The organism is Sphingomonas baiyangensis (assembly GCF_005144715.1).
Taxonomy (GTDB): domain Bacteria; phylum Pseudomonadota; class Alphaproteobacteria; order Sphingomonadales; family Sphingomonadaceae; genus Sphingomonas; species Sphingomonas baiyangensis.
On sequence record NZ_SWKR01000001.1, the window covers coordinates 529,119 to 542,940 of the forward strand.

Consider the following 13,822-nt stretch of genomic DNA (forward strand, 5'->3'; position numbering starts at 1 on the left):
CCCGCCAAGCCCACGCCCCCACACAATCGATACGCCGATCGCGCGCTGCCTAGCATATGCGGTTCGTGCTGCCACCTTGCCATATCGGACCTGCTCGGCCATGCCGCACGCCATGCAAGCCCCCCTTCCCAAGCCGTGGATCATGGATATCGCGCCCTATGTGCCGGGCCGTTCCAAGACCGATGACGGCCGCCAGGTCGCCAAGCTTTCGTCGAACGAAAATCCGCTCGGCACCTCGCCCGCCGCGCGCGAGGCGTTCGACGCCGCGCGCGCCAGTCTCGACCGCTATCCCGATGCCGGCGCCGCCATGCTGCGCGAAGCGATCGCCGCCGCGCACGGGCTCGATCCCGCGCGCGTGATCTACGGCACCGGATCGGACGAGGTGCTGCACCTCGCCGCCGGCGCCTTTGCCGGTCCGGGCGACGAGATCATCTTCGTGCGCTACGGCTTCGCGGTCTACGAGATCGCGACGCGGCGCGTCGGCGCGACGCCGGTGGTGGCACCCGACAAGGATTATGCCACCGATGTCGACGCCATTCTCGATCGCGTGACGCCGGCGACGCGCGTGGTGTTCGTCGCCAACCCCAACAACCCGACGGGCACCTTCGCCGCGCGCGACGAGATCGCGCGGCTGCACGCGGGGCTGCCAAAGTCGGTGCTGCTGGTGATCGACCAGGCCTATGCCGAGTATATCGACGCCGACGAGGACGATCGCGGACTGGCGATGGCCGCCGACGAGCCCAATGTGCTGGTGACGCGCACCTTCTCGAAGATCCACGGCCTTGCCGCCGAGCGGATCGGCTGGGGCTATGCCTCGGCCGACATCATCGATGCGATGCACCGCATCCGCGCGCCGTTCAACGTGACGACGGCGGGGCAGGCAGCGGCGGTGGCGGCGCTCGCCGCGACCGATTTCGTCGACGCCAGCCGCCGTCACAATGCCGAATGGCGCGAGTGGTTCGCGGCCGAGATCGGCAAGCTCGGCAATGCCGGGCTGCGCGCGGTGCCCTCGAAGGCCAATTTCGTGCTGGTGCTGTTCGAAGGACCGGTGAGCGCCGAACATGCCTACAAGGCATTGATGGACGCGGGCTATATCGTGCGCTGGCTGCCCGGCCAGGGGCTGCCGCACGGACTGCGCGTGTCGATCGGCACCGCCGAGGAGACGCAGGGCGTGCTGGCGGCGATCCGCGCGATCGTCGGCGGCTGATGGCGCGCTCGACGCCGCTCGGGTCGGGGTTCGCGCGCATCGCCGTCATCGGGCTGGGCCTGATCGGCTCGTCGGTGGCGCTCGGCGTACGCCGCTACCTGCCCGATGCGACCGTTACGGGCTATGACGCCGCTGCCGGCGTGCGCGATGCCGCGCGCGACCTCGCTTTGTGCCACGACCTGCCTGATGCGATGCGCGAGGCGGTGGCCGACGCCGATCTCGTCGTGCTGTGCGTGCCGGTCGGCGCGATGGCGGCCGCCGCCGAAGCGATGGCGCCGCATCTGGCGCCGCACGCGATCGTCACCGATGTCGGATCGTGCAAGGCAAGCGTGGTCGAGGCGCTGGCGGCGGCGCTGCCTGCCCACGCCATCGTCCCCGCGCACCCGGTGGCGGGCACCGAGCAGAGCGGCCCGGCAGCGGGATTCGCCACGTTGTTCCAGCATCGCTGGTGCATCCTGACACCGCCCGAAGGCACCGACCCTGCCGCCGTCGCGCGCATCGCGGCGTTCTGGGAAATGCTGGGCGCCGAGGTCGAGGTCATGGCGCCTGACCATCACGACCGCGTGCTCGCCATCACCAGCCATCTGCCGCACCTCATTGCCTATACTATCGTCGGCACCGCATCGGACCTCGAGGAAGTGACGCAGTCCGAAGTCATCAAATATTCGGCCGGCGGTTTTCGCGACTTCACGCGCATCGCCGCCAGCGACCCCACGATGTGGCGCGACGTGTTCCTCGCCAATCGCGAGGCGGTGCTCGATATGCTGCAACGCTTTTCCGAGGATCTCTCGGCGCTGCAACGCGCGATCCGCTGGGGCAAGGGCGACGAACTGTTCGACCTGTTCACGCGCACGCGCGCAGTGCGCCGCTCGATCGTCGAGCAAGGACAGGACGATGCGCGCCCCGATTTCGGCCGGTCGCACGACTGACGCTCCACAGGCTGGCGCCGGTGTTCACGCCGCGATATCTTCCAGCCGCTTAAAGGTGGGGGATGGTTCGATGCGGTTCGCGCTCGCCTGCATGTTTGCCGCAATCGCTGCGCCCGCATGTGCGGGTCAGGCCGGGGATGCCGGCGGCCGATGGACCGTTGATCTCTCGACCGATCCCGCCCAGCCCTACACCAAGCCGATGGCGCTGACGCTCGCACCCGACGGCAGCGTCACGGGCTCGTTCTACGACAGCGCGATCGAGGGCGGGCGCTGGAAGACCGATCGCGGGCGCACCTGCCTCGCCTTCCGCACTACCGACGGCGTCGGCCCCTATCACAGCAGCGCCTGCCTGCGCGGCGACCGCCTCGAAGGCCAGACCTGGGCCGAGCACCGCGCTTTCCTGTTCAACTGGAACGCCGTGCGCGCCGAGTAGCCGGATCGCCGACGCGCTCGGGCTAGCTCCTGCCGCTTCGCCCCGCCGCGACCGCGGCATCGCTCGCCAGCTTGTCGGCGCGTTCGTTGTCGGGATGGCCGGCATGGCCCTTGACCCATTTCCATTCGACACGGTGGGGTGCCGCCGCGGCGAGCAGCGCCTGCCACAGTTCGGCATTCTTCACCGGCTGGCGCGCGGCGGTCTTCCAGCCGTTCCTGCGCCAGCCGTGAATCCATTTGGTCAGGCCGTCCATCACATAGCGGCTGTCGGTCGACAGAGTGACGCGGCACGGCTTGGTGAGCGCGTTCAGCCCCTCGATCGCCGCCATCAATTCCATGCGGTTGTTCGTGGTTAGCGGGTCGCCGCCCGACAATTCCTTCTCGCGCTCGCCGAAGCGGATGAGGGCGCCCCAGCCGCCGGGGCCGGGATTGCCCTTGCACGCGCCGTCGGTCGCGATCTCGACATGCGGAAGTTCGGTCATGCGAGCGTCTTTAGCAAGCTGGCTAGGTTCGGATCATACACCCGCAGCCGCCGCCAGAAGGCGAGCGGGTCCTTGCGCGTCACCAGCGCGTCGGCGGGCGTGTTGAGCCAGTCCCACGCGCGCGACAGCGTGAATCGGATGCACGCGCCGGCAGCAAGCGTCGCGAACGCGCCGCGCTCGTCGTCGGTCAGCGGATAATGGCGCGAATAGCCCTCGATCAGCGCGTCGCCCACCGCCGCATCATGATCGCGGCCGGTGCTATCGAAGCTCCACGCGGCATGCATCACCGCGAGATCGTAGAGGCGCAGATCGGTGCACGCGAAATAGAAGTCGATCAGCCCGGTCACGCGGTCGCCCAGCATCAGCACATTGTCGGGAAACAGATCGGCATGGATCGCGCAGCGATCGAGATGCGCGGGCCAGTCGGCCTCGATCCGCGTGAGCACATGGGCGATATCGGCATGGAGGCCGGGTGCGATCGCATCAAGGCTGGCGCCACAGCGGTCGAGCAGCGGCCGCCACGTCGCCTGCCCCATCGAATTGTCGCGATGGCCGTCGAAATCGGCGACCGCGGCGTGCATCGCGCCCATGGCGTCGCCCGCCGCCAGCGCCTGTGCGGGCGTCGGGTGCGACAGCGACACGCCGGGCAGGAAGCGGATCAGGCAGGCGGGGCGGCCTTCGAGCGTGTGGATCGCGCGGCCTTCGCGATCGGCGATGGCGGGCGGCACGGGCAGGCCCGTGGCGGCAAGGTGATCGAGCAGCGCGAGGAAATAGGGCAGATCGCCCGCCGACACGCGCTTTTCGTACAGCGTCAGGATGAAGCGATCCTGCGTTGTCTCGACCAGATAGTTCGAGTTCTCGACGCCCTCGGCAATGCCCTTCGCCGATACGAGCTCGCCGACTTCGAAACCGGCGAGGAAGCGCGCCAGCGCCTCGGCCGAAACCTGCGTATAGACTGCCATCGCGTGCGGCTCAGGCCGCTTCGAGGCCGCGCGGCAGCTTGAAGGCAATCGATTCGCGCGTCGTCTCGACCTCGCGCTCGCTGATGTCGTAGCGCGTCGCCAGCAGGTCGACCAGTTCGCGCACGAGCAGTTCGGGCGCCGATGCGCCAGCGGTGATGCCGAGCGTCGCGACGCCTTCGAGCCAGGCGAAATCGAGATCGGCGGCGCGCTGCACCAGTCGCGCGCGAATGCCCTCGCGCTCGGCGACCTCGACCAGCCGCAGCGAGTTCGACGAATTGGGGGCGCCGATCACCAGCACCATGTCGCACGAGGCGGCGATCGCCTTCACCGCGGTCTGGCGATTGGTAGTGGCGTAGCAGATGTCGTCGGCATGCGGCGCCACGATATCGGGGAAGCGCGCGCGCAGCGCGGCGAGCACCGCGGCGGTATCGTCGACTGACAGCGTCGTCTGCGTGAGGAACGCCAGATTGGCCGGATCGGCCGGCGCCAGCGCCTCGGCATCCTCGACGGTCTCGATCAGCGTGATCGTGCCTTCGGGCACCTGGCCGAAGGTGCCGATCACCTCGGGGTGGCCGGCATGGCCGATGAACAGGATGTGCCGCCCCGCCGCCACCAGCCGCTCGGCCTGGCGGTGCACCTTCGATACCAAGGGGCAGGTGGCGTCGAGATAGGAAAGCCCGCGCTCGGCGGCCTTGGCGGGCACCGCCTTGGGCACGCCATGCGCCGAGAACACCACCGGCACCCCATCGGGCACCTCGTCGAGCTCGTCGACGAAGATCGCTCCCTGCTGGCGCAGCGTATCGACCACGAACTTGTTGTGGACGATCTCGTGACGGACATAGACGGGCGCGCCATAGCGCTCGATCGCCAGCTCGACGATGCGGATCGCGCGATCGACGCCGGCGCAGAAGCCGCGCGGCGCCGCGATCAGAAGCTCGAGCCGTGGCCGGGGGCCAGCGGCGGGATCGGCATGGATGCTGTCGCTCATGCACCGCCTCTACGCGATTGCTTGCGCGCGCGGAAGGCGAAACCTATGGTCGCGCGCCTGTGGGGGAGGCGCCATGCGCCGCCGCCCATGTCCGTGCGTGTCGTTTGAAAGGTGCCCGCCCGTTGCGTTATGCGAAGCTAGGCCTGCCGCTGTTGTGCGCGGCCATCCTCGTCACCGGCTGCCGGCGCACCGGCGAGATCGAGGTCGACGGTGGCGTCGGCATCACCGCGGTGCGCACCGCCTGCCCCACGGTGGGCGTGCCTGCCGGCACGGGCGACATCACGCTGTTCGATCCGCCCGCCAGCCGCGAGGCATCGGCGATCGACGTGACCGCGGCGATCACCAATGTGCGTGCCACCTGCGGTGAGACGGGCGAGGACGTCGTCACCAGCGTGACCTTCGACGTGGTCGCGAGCCGGCTGCGCGCCGATGCCGCGCGGCGCGTGACGCTGCCCTATTTCATCGCCATCGTGCGCGGCGGCACCAACGTGACCGCCAAGCGCGTGGGTGAGGTGACGATCGACTTCCCCGCCGGTCAGCCGCGCGCGAGCGTGCAGGCGACCGCGACGAGCGTGATCGCGCGCAGCGCCGCGACGCTGCCCGCCGAAGTGCGCGACCAGCTCACGCGCCGCCGCCGCGCGGGACGCGAGGAAGCCGCGACCGATCCGCTCGCCGCCCCCGGCGTGCGCGCCGCCGTGGCGCGCGCCTCGTTCGAGGCGCTGGTGGGCTTCCAGCTCACCGACGAGCAGCTGCGCTACAACGCGACCCGATAAGGCTTCGCCCGGCGCGAAAAATCGTGCCGATCGTATGTGTTGCAAATTGACTCGGCCGCAGGCGCCCGCGAAGGAGCGGGCGTCGATACCGGGCAACCGGCAGCGACATGCGCGGGAGAGCGCTCGCCTGTATATTCAGGCAAGCCACCGAAGGAGCAACCGCCCCGGAATCTCTCAGGTATCGGGACCGCGCATGGCTCGACGCTCTGGAAAGCGCGCCGGCTTTCAGCCGGTGCCACCGAAGGGGTAACTTCGCCGTTCCGCGCGGAGGAAAGCTCTCAGGTTCCGTGACAGAGGGGGCGATGATCCGCCGGCGGCCGCATGCGCCGCGGGACCATCGTGTGCCACCCCTCTGCCAGAAAGCCGCGCATTGCCTGATTCGCCTGACCTGCTCGACGAAGCCGATGCGCCCGAGGCGCTGATCCTGCCGCTCGACGGCTGGCACCGCGCGCGCGCCGCGCGCATGGTCGATTTCGCCGGCTATCCGATGCCCATCCAGTATGAAGGCATCATGGCCGAGCATCTGTGGACGCGCGAAGCGGCCGGGCTGTTCGACGTCAGCCATATGGGCCAGCTGCGCCTGTCGGGCGACGGCGCCGATACCGCGCTCGAGGCACTGCTGCCCGGCGACATCGCTGGGCTCGGCGAGGGCCGGCTGCGCTATTCGCTGCTGCTGGGCGAGGATGGCGGCATCCTCGACGACCTGATGGTGACTCGGCTTCCGGGCGGCGACCTCTATCTCGTCGTCAACGGCGCGATGAAGTGGGACGATATCGCGCATCTGCGCGAGCATCTACCCGATGCGATCCAGCTCAACCATATGGACGATCACGCGCTGCTGGCGTTGCAGGGGCCGAAGGCGGTCGACGCGCTCCGCCGGCTGGTGCCCGGCGTCGCGGCGCTCACCTTCATGACCGCCGCTGCGTTCGACTGGCAGGGCACGCCGCTCTGGATCAGCCGCTCGGGCTATACCGGCGAGGACGGGTTCGAGATTTCGGTGCCGTCCGAAGCCGTCGAAGCATTTGCCGATGCGCTCGCCGCGCAGCCCGAGGTGAAGCCCGCGGGCCTCGGCGCACGCGATTCGCTGCGGCTCGAGGCCGGACTGCCGCTCTACGGCCATGATCTCGATCCCGAGACGACGCCCGTCGCCGCCGATCTGGGCTTCGCGCTGTCGAAGCGCCGCCGCGCCGGGGGGGGCTTCCCCGGCGCCGAGCGCATCCTTGCCGAAGCCGCCGAGGGCGCTGTCAGCCGCCGCGTCGGGCTGCTGATCGAAGGGCGCCAGCCGGTGCGCGAAGGCGCGATGGTGGTCGACGCCGCCGGCGAACAGGTCGGCCGCGTCACTTCGGGCGGGTTCGCTCCCAGTGTCGGCGCGCCGATCGCGATGGCGTATGTGCCCGCGGGCTATGCAACGCCGGGCACGCGCCTCGCGCTCGAACAGCGCGGCAAGCGTCATGCCGCCAGCGTCACGACGATGCCGTTCGTCCCCCATCGCTATGTTCGCAAGGGAGCAAGCCAGTGAGCCGTCATTATACGCAGGACCATGAGTGGATCGAAGTCGCCGGCGACGGCGCGACGGTGGGCATCACAGCCTATGCCGCCGGCCAGCTCGGCGACGTGGTGTTCGTCGACGTGCCCGATGCCGGCCGCGAAGTCGCCAAGGGCGACGAGGCCGCCGTGGTCGAGAGCGTCAAGGCGGCGAGCGACGTCTACGCCCCCGTCTCGGGCAGCATCACCGAGGGCAATGCGGCACTCGCCGACGAACCGGCGCTGGTGAACAGCGACCCCGAAGGCGAAGGCTGGTTCTTCAAGCTGCGCCTCACGCACCCGTCCGAGCTCGAAGGGCTGATGGACAAAGCGGCGTACAAGGACTTCGTCGCCACGCTCTGACTCAAGTTCGTCATGCCAGCGAAGGCTGGCATCTCGGGCTGCATGTACGACGCCAAGGTCGGTTTGCGGCGTGAGACCCCAGCCTTCGCTGGGGTGACGGTTCCTGAAAGGCCACCATGCGCTACCTGCCCCTCACCCCGTCCGATCGCGAGGCGATGCTCGCCACGATCGGTGCCGCCAGCATCGATGATCTGTTCGCCGACGTGCCCGCTGAAGCGCGCCTCGACGGGCCCATCGCCGGCCTGCCGCTGCACGCCAGCGAGCTCGCGGTCGAGCGTCACATGTTGGCACTGGCACGCCGCAACACTGTGGCGGGCGAAGTGCCCTTCTTCCTCGGCTGCGGCGCCTATCGCCACCATGTGCCTGCCAGCGTCGATCACCTCATCCAGCGCGGCGAGTTCCTCACCGCCTACACGCCCTACCAGCCCGAGATCGCGCAGGGCACGTTGCAGATGCTGTTCGAGTTCCAGAGCCAGGTCGCCCGGCTGTTCGGCATGGATGTCGCCAATGCCAGCATGTACGATGGCTCGACCGCGTGCTGGGAAGCAATCACCATGGCGCGGCGCATCACGCGGCGCGGCAAAGCGGTGCTCTCGGGCGGGCTGCACCCGCACTATGTGTCGGTCGCGCGGACGATGGCGAAATATACCGGCGACGTGCTCGACACGCGCCTGCCGAGCCTCGCCGCCGAGCCCGATACCGACGCGCTCATCGCCGCGATCGACGGCGAAACCTCGTGCGTGGTGGTGCAATATCCCGATATCCTCGGGCGCATCGGCGATCTCTCGGCGCTGGCCGAGGCGTGCCGCGCGAACAAGACACTGCTGATCGCCGTCGTCACCGAGCCGGTGGCGCTGGGCGCCATCCGCTCGCCCGGCGAAATGGGGGCCGACATCGTGGTGGGCGAAGGCCAGGCGCTGGGCGTCGGGCTGCAATTCGGCGGGCCGTATGTGGGGCTGTTCGCGTGCAAGCAGCAATATGTCCGCCAGATGCCCGGCCGGCTGTGCGGCGAGACCGTGGATGCCGAGGGCAAGCGCGGCTTCGTGCTGACGCTGTCGACGCGCGAGCAGCATATCCGCCGCGAAAAGGCGACGAGCAACATCTGCACCAACAGCGGGTTGTGCGCGCTCGCCTTCTCGATCCACATGACGCTGCTGGGCGAAAAGGGCCTGCGCGGACTGGCGGCGATCAACCATCAGGCGGCGTGCGCGGCGGCCGATCGGCTGGCGACGGTGCCCGGCGTCGAACTGGTGACGCCCGCCTTCTTCAACGAATTCACGCTGCGCCTGCCGCAGGAAGCGCGGCCCGTGGTGCGCACGCTCGCCGAACGCGGGGTGCTGGCGGGCGTGTCGCTCGGCCGGCTCTATCCGGGCGAAGCGGCGCTCGAGCGCGGGCTGGTGGTGGCGGTCACCGAAACGACGACGACCGGAGATGTCGAGGCGCTGGCGACTGCACTTCAGGAGGTGCTGGCATGAACGCGATCAACCAGAGCGGCTGGAAGCCCGAGATGCAGCCCGCCGGCGAGGGCGCCGCGCCCGCGACGCACACCGGCAACCGCGCGCTGATGCTCGGAGAACCGCTGATCTTCGAGATTGGCGACAGCGCGACGACGGGCGTGGACCTTGCCGAAGTGCCCGCCGGCGAAAACCGCCTTGCGGGCCTCGCGCGCACCGCGCCGATCGGCCTGCCCGGCCTGTCCGAACCCGAGACGGTGCGTCACTATACCCGGCTCAGCCGCCAGAACTACGCCATCGACCTCGGCCTGTTCCCGCTCGGCTCGTGCACGATGAAGCATAATCCGCGGCTCAACGAGAAGGTCGCGCGGCTGCCCGGCTTCGCCGACGTTCACCCGCTGCAGCCCGTCGATACGGTGCAGGGAGCGCTCGCCGTCATCAACGAACTGGCCTTCTGGCTGATCGACCTGACGGGCATGCACGGCGTCGCGATGAGCCCCAAGGCGGGCGCGCATGGCGAATTGTGCGGCATCCTGTGCATCAAGGCCGCGCTCGAGGCGCGTGGCGAGCATGACCGCCGCGTCATCCTCGTCCCCGAAAGCGCGCACGGCACCAACCCGGCGACCGCGGCCTTTGCCGGCTTCAAGGTCGAGGACATTCCCGCCACGCCCGAAGGCCGCGTCGACCTCGGGGCGCTGAAGGCGCGGCTCGGCCCCGACGTGGCGGGGGTGATGATTACCAACCCCAATACCTGCGGCTTGTTCGAGCGCGACATGAAGGCGATCTCGGATGCCGTCCACGCCGCCGGCGGCTATGTCTATTGTGACGGCGCCAATTTCAACGCCATCGTCGGGCGGGTGCGGCCGGGCGATCTTGGCATCGATGCGATGCACATCAACCTGCACAAGACCTTTTCCACGCCGCATGGCGGCGGCGGACCGGGCTCGGGGCCGGTGGTGCTGTCGAAGGCGCTGTCGCCCTATGGCCCGCTGCCCTTCACCGAGCGCCATGCCGACGGGCATATCACGCTGGTCGAGGAGGAGACGGTGGGCGACCGCCATCCCGACAGCTTCGGCCGCATGACCGCGTTCCACGGCCAGATGGGCATGTTCACGCGCGCGCTCGCCTATATCCTGAGCCATGGCGCCGACGGCCTGCGGCAGGTTGCCGAGGATGCGGTGCTCAACGCCAATTACGTGCTGCGCAGCCTTGCCGACACGCTCGACGCGCCGTTCGCGGACTCGGGGCCGTGCATGCACGAAGCACTGTTCAGCGATGCAGGGCTCGCCGAGGGCTTCTCGACGCTCGACATCGCCAAGGGCCTGATCGACGAGGGCTATCACCCGATGACGGTCTATTTCCCGCTCGTCGTCCACGGCGCGATGCTCGTCGAGCCGACCGAGACCGAGAGCAAGGCCGCGCTCGATCAGTTCATCGGCGCGGTGAAGGCGGTCGCGGCGCGCGCCAAGGCCGGCGACGCCAGCCTCAAATCGGCCCCCCATTTCGCCCCGCGCCGCCGGCTCGACGAAACGCTGGCGGCGAGAAAGCCCGTGCTGGCGTGGCAGGAGCCGGCGGCTTAGGCTCGTCCTGCTCCTAGTCCGTTCGTTCTGAGTAGCCGTCGAGTAGCCGCGAAGCGGCGTATCGAGATGGCGTATCGAAGGAACCACTCACCAGGCGGCAGTACTTCGATACGCGTCCTCAATACGCCCTCCGGGCTACTCGGCCGCTACTCAGCACGAACGGCGCGAGGAAGGATGGCGCCGCCTCAAACCGCCGCCTGCACCGCCGCGCAGATGCGGTCGACCACGGCCTCGACTTCGCCCCGATCGTCGCCCTCGGCCATCACGCGGATCACGGGCTCGGTACCCGAAGGGCGGATGACCAGCCGGCCGCGGCCCGCCAGATCGGCCTCGGCGGCGGCGATCACGTCGATCACGCTCGCCGCCTCGAGCGGCTTGCCGCCCGAGAAGCGGACGTTCTTGAGAATCTGCGGCACCGGATCGAAACGATGCAGCACCTCGCTTGCCGGCGCATCGGCGCGTACCATTTCGGCGAGCACCTGCAACGCCGCGACCAGCCCGTCGCCCGTCGTCGCATAGTCCGACAGGATGATGTGCCCCGATTGCTCGCCGCCGACATTGTGCCCGCGCGAGCGCATCGTCTCGAGCACGTAGCGGTCGCCCACCTTGGTGCGCACCAGGCCAATGCCCTGCGCCTTCAAATGCCGCTCGAGCCCCAGGTTCGACATGACCGTCGCCACCAGCCCGCCGCCGTTCAGCCGTCCGCGCCGCGCCCAGCCGCCCGCGATCACCGCCATCAGCTGGTCGCCGTCGATCACGCGGCCGCCCTCGTCGACTACGATCAGCCTATCGGCATCGCCATCGAGCGCAATGCCGATCGCCGCGCCGCTCGCCACCACGGTCTCCTGCAAGGTGGCCGGCGCGGTCGATCCGACATGGTCGTTAATGTTCTTGCCATTGGGCTCGACGCCGATCGCCACCACCTCGGCGCCCAGTTCCCACAATGCCGAGGGCGCCACCTGATAGGCGGCACCATTGGCGCAATCGACCACCACGCGCAGCCCGTCGAGCCGCAGATCCTCGGGGAAGGTGGCCTTGGCGAAATGGATGTAGCGCCCGCGCGCATCCTCAATCCGCTTGGCGCGGCCGATATCGGCGGCGGCGGCGAGCGGCACCTCGCCGTCGATCAGCGCCTCGATCGCCAGTTCGTCGGCATCCGAGAGCTTGTAGCCGTCGGGGCCGAACAGCTTGAGGCCGTTGTCGGCATAAGGATTGTGACTGGCCGAGATCATCACGCCCAGATCGGCGCGCATCGATCGCGTGAGCAGCGCCACGGCGGGCGTCGGCATCGGCCCCACCAGCACCACATCCATGCCGACCGAGGTGAAGCCCGCAACCAGCGCGTTCTCGAGCATATAGCCCGACAGGCGCGTGTCCTTGCCGATCACCACGCGATGCTTGTGATCGCCGCGACGGAAGTGCGCGCCCGCCGCCATGCCGACGCGCATCGCCATCGCCGCGGTCATCGGCGACCGGTTGGTTTCGCCCCGAATCCCGTCGGTGCCGAAATATTTTCTTGCCATCGCCGCTCGCGTCCTCACCTTGCCCGCTTCGTGCCGGGCGACCGATAGCGCCGCAAGACAAGAAGGGCGAGTATGTCGCAACCCATGCGTATATTGTTGGCGCTGTTCGCGGGCCTCGCGATCGGCATCGGACTGGCGACCGTCCAGCCGGGCTGGGCCGAGGCGGGATCGGCGGTAGCGCAGCCGATCGGCACGATGTGGCTCAACGCGCTGCGCATGACGATCGTGCCGCTGGTGGTGGCGCTGCTCGTCACCGGCGTCGCCGCCACCGCGCGGGCCGCCAAAGCGAGCCGGCTGGCGGGGCGCGCGATCGCGATCTTCATCGGTTTCCTGTGGCTTTCGTCGGCGCTTGGTGCCGCGATCACGCTGACGCTGCTCGACTGGTTCCCGCTGCCCGCCGATGCCGGCTCCGCACTGCGCGCCGCCTTCACCAGCGCGGCACCGGCAGGCGAGGTGCCGCCCTTTTCCGACTTCCTCGTGGCGATGGTGCCCACCAATCCGATCATGGCGGCGGCCGAGGACAATTTCCTGCCGCTCATCGTGTTCACGCTCACCTTCGCCTTCGCGCTCACCCGCCTGCCCGACGAGCCACGCGATCTGCTGACGCGCTTCTTCCAGGCGATCGCCGACACGATGCTGGTGGTGATCGGCTGGGTGCTGTGGCTGGCGCCGATCGGCGTCGGCGCGCTCGCCTATGTCGTCGGGGCGCGCGCTGGCACCGCCGCTTTCGGCGCGCTCGTCCATTATGTCGCGGTGGTCGCGGGCACCGGCGTGCTCGTCTGGACGCTGGCCTATCCCACCGCGCGCTTGGGCGGCGGCGTGCCGTTGCCGCGCTTCGTGCGCGCGGTGTTCCCGGCACAGGCCGTGGCGGTGAGCACGCAGAGCTCGCTCGCCTCGCTGCCGGCGATGCTGCGCGGCACCGAGGCGCTGGGCCTGCCCGTGGCGACCGCGGGCGTGGTGCTGCCGCTGGCGGTGGCGATCTTCCGCTTCACCGGGCCCGCCATGAACCTGTCGGTCGCGCTCTATGTCGCGCATGTGTTCGGCATGGCGCTCGGCCCCGAGCAGATCGCGATCGGCATCGCGGCGGCGGCGATCACCACGCTCGGCGCGGTCAGCCTGCCGGGATCGATCAGCTTCGTCTCGTCGATCGCGCCGATCGCGCTCGCGATGGGCGTGCCGATCGAGCCGCTGGCGCTGCTGGTGGCGGTCGAGACGATGCCAGACATCATCCGCACGCTGGGCAATGTGACGATGGACGTGGCCGTCACCAGCATGGTCTCGCGCGGCGAGACGACGCCGCGCGGCGAAGGCGATGCAGTACTCGCGGCACACGCCCCCGACGCCTGAACGGGCGCGCGAGCATCTACCCGAGCTGCAAGGAGAGTGGTGGACAGGGCTGGATTCGAACCAGCGTACGCTTGCACGGGCAGATTTACAGTCTGCTGCCTTTAACCACTCGGCCACCTGTCCAGGGCCGCTTCGAAAAGCGAGCGCGCCCCATGCCGCAGCGGCTATCGCCTGTCAACGCTTGGCCCCGGCTTGCGCTGGCGGGAGCGCGCGCATAGCAGATGGCGACGCGTGCCGCACGGGCGCGCGACCGTCCGG

Annotated in this window: 13 protein-coding genes, 1 tRNA gene and 1 riboswitch; of the genes, 9 read left to right on the forward strand and 5 right to left on the reverse strand. The window is 69.2% G+C overall.

What is annotated here, in order from left to right:
• Nucleotides 1–112: 112 nt before the first annotated feature.
• The 3 genes from hisC to FBR43_RS02640 all read left to right on the forward strand — a co-directional run bounded on the left by hisC (nt 113) and on the right by FBR43_RS02640 (nt 2,569).
• Entirely contained in the window at nt 113–1,207 is a 1,095-nt protein-coding gene (hisC, locus tag FBR43_RS02630; protein WP_136941660.1) for a histidinol-phosphate transaminase, read from the forward strand.
• Nucleotides 1,207–2,136, forward strand: coding sequence for a prephenate/arogenate dehydrogenase family protein (locus FBR43_RS02635; RefSeq protein ID WP_136941661.1), 930 nt, complete (start codon nt 1,207–1,209; stop codon nt 2,134–2,136). The genes hisC and FBR43_RS02635 overlap by 1 nt, the downstream gene beginning before the upstream one ends.
• 70 nt (nt 2,137–2,206) lie before the next feature.
• Nucleotides 2,207–2,569, forward strand: coding sequence for a hypothetical protein (locus tag FBR43_RS02640; RefSeq protein WP_136941662.1), 363 nt, complete (start codon nt 2,207–2,209; stop codon nt 2,567–2,569).
• A 22-nt stretch (nt 2,570–2,591) separates the two neighbouring features.
• Here FBR43_RS02640 and rnhA read toward each other — a convergent pair whose 3' ends face one another.
• The 3 genes from rnhA to ispH are packed head-to-tail and all read right to left on the reverse strand — an operon-like array spanning nt 2,592 to nt 5,000.
• Nucleotides 2,592–3,050, reverse strand: coding sequence for a ribonuclease HI (rnhA, locus tag FBR43_RS02645; RefSeq protein ID WP_136941663.1), 459 nt, complete (start codon nt 3,048–3,050; stop codon nt 2,592–2,594).
• Nucleotides 3,047–4,012: a homoserine kinase gene (gene thrB / locus FBR43_RS02650; RefSeq protein WP_136941664.1), complete on the reverse strand. Its 966-nt coding sequence runs from the start codon at nt 4,010–4,012 to the stop codon at nt 3,047–3,049. Before thrB ends, rnhA begins: the two co-directional genes overlap by 4 nt.
• Nucleotides 4,013–4,022: 10 nt before the next feature.
• Nucleotides 4,023–5,000 (reverse strand): 4-hydroxy-3-methylbut-2-enyl diphosphate reductase, encoded by a 978-nt coding sequence (ispH, locus tag FBR43_RS02655; RefSeq protein ID WP_136941665.1) that lies wholly within the window; start codon nt 4,998–5,000, stop codon nt 4,023–4,025.
• A 122-nt stretch (nt 5,001–5,122) separates the two neighbouring features.
• Between ispH and FBR43_RS02660 the strand changes: the two genes are divergently transcribed.
• The 5 genes from FBR43_RS02660 to gcvPB all read left to right on the forward strand — a co-directional run bounded on the left by FBR43_RS02660 (nt 5,123) and on the right by gcvPB (nt 10,694).
• Complete coding sequence (locus FBR43_RS02660; RefSeq protein WP_249276415.1) at nt 5,123–5,773, forward strand: hypothetical protein; 651 nt, start codon at nt 5,123–5,125, stop codon at nt 5,771–5,773.
• Nucleotides 5,774–5,875: 102 nt separating this feature from the next.
• A riboswitch (glycine riboswitch) is annotated at nt 5,876–5,973 on the forward strand.
• Nucleotides 5,974–6,143: 170 nt separating this feature from the next.
• Entirely contained in the window at nt 6,144–7,292 is a 1,149-nt protein-coding gene (gcvT, locus tag FBR43_RS02665; RefSeq protein ID WP_136941666.1) for a glycine cleavage system aminomethyltransferase GcvT, read from the forward strand.
• A complete protein-coding gene (gene gcvH, locus FBR43_RS02670) occupies nt 7,289–7,660 on the forward strand; it encodes a glycine cleavage system protein GcvH (RefSeq protein WP_136941667.1) in 372 nt (123 codons plus the stop codon). The genes gcvT and gcvH overlap by 4 nt, the downstream gene beginning before the upstream one ends.
• Nucleotides 7,661–7,776: 116 nt before the next feature.
• Nucleotides 7,777–9,135, forward strand: a complete 1,359-nt coding sequence (gene gcvPA, locus FBR43_RS02675; RefSeq protein WP_136941668.1) for an aminomethyl-transferring glycine dehydrogenase subunit GcvPA — start codon at nt 7,777–7,779, stop codon at nt 9,133–9,135.
• On the forward strand, nt 9,132–10,694 hold the full coding sequence (gene gcvPB, locus FBR43_RS02680) for an aminomethyl-transferring glycine dehydrogenase subunit GcvPB (protein WP_136941669.1): 1,563 nt from the start codon (nt 9,132–9,134) through the stop codon (nt 10,692–10,694). Before gcvPA ends, gcvPB begins: the two co-directional genes overlap by 4 nt.
• Before the next feature lie 185 nt (nt 10,695–10,879).
• Here the strand turns inward: gcvPB and glmM are convergent, their stop codons facing one another.
• Nucleotides 10,880–12,217: a phosphoglucosamine mutase gene (gene glmM, locus FBR43_RS02685; protein WP_136941670.1), complete on the reverse strand. Its 1,338-nt coding sequence runs from the start codon at nt 12,215–12,217 to the stop codon at nt 10,880–10,882.
• Nucleotides 12,218–12,301: 84 nt separating this feature from the next.
• On the opposite strand from glmM, the gene FBR43_RS02690 reads away from it, so the two are divergent.
• Nucleotides 12,302–13,564, forward strand: a complete 1,263-nt coding sequence (locus tag FBR43_RS02690) for a dicarboxylate/amino acid:cation symporter (RefSeq protein WP_317128303.1) — start codon at nt 12,302–12,304, stop codon at nt 13,562–13,564.
• 37 nt (nt 13,565–13,601) lie between these two features.
• On the opposite strand, the gene FBR43_RS02695 is transcribed toward FBR43_RS02690, so the two are convergent.
• Nucleotides 13,602–13,687, reverse strand: a tRNA-Tyr gene (locus FBR43_RS02695).
• Between the last annotated feature and the right edge of the window lie 135 nt (nt 13,688–13,822).